Source organism: Mycolicibacterium sp. P4_G11 (assembly GCF_056555145.1).
This window is the reverse complement of record NZ_JBFUJW010000030.1, coordinates 1-449: the sequence shown is the minus strand read 5'-3', so window position 1 is coordinate 449 and position 449 is coordinate 1. Positions and strand designations below refer to the sequence as shown.

General features: G+C 65.3%; 1 protein-coding gene. It reads right to left on the bottom strand.

Going from position 1 to position 449, the window contains the following annotated elements:
- A partial coding sequence (locus AC1U2B_RS28605) for a DUF3237 domain-containing protein (RefSeq protein ID WP_480219437.1) occupies positions 1–444 on the bottom strand: 444 nt, incomplete at its 3' end.
- Positions 445–449 lie beyond the last annotated feature (5 nt).

Here is a 449-nt window from a genome sequence, read left to right as displayed (position 1 = left end):
GACGCGGAAGACTTGGAATTCGACGACGGGTCCGGGTTGGACGCGTCCTTGTCCGACGAAGATGGTTTGGTTGACCCAGGCGTATCGGGGGTCTCCGGATTCCAGGCGTGGGGTGGTGACGAAGTAGTGGTCTCCGTAGTTGGTGCCGGTGGCGCCGCCGGTGAGTGCGGCTGCGGCGGCTTCGGTGACTTCGACGAGGCCTTGGTAGTTCATGTAGATGACGGCGCCGTCGTCGGTGTAGAACTGGGCGCGTACGTCGAGTCGGCCGTAGCCGTCTTCTCCGGCCAGTAGCCAGTCTCCGCCGCCGGGGGCGGCGGTGCCGCTGAGCCGGTTTCCGGTGACTTTGCCTCCGGTGACGGCGAGGACCTGACGCATCCCGTATGGGCCCGGTCCCACGATCTGGGGTTCGGCGAGCTCTGCGGTGTAACTGAACTCCGGCTCCAAATTCA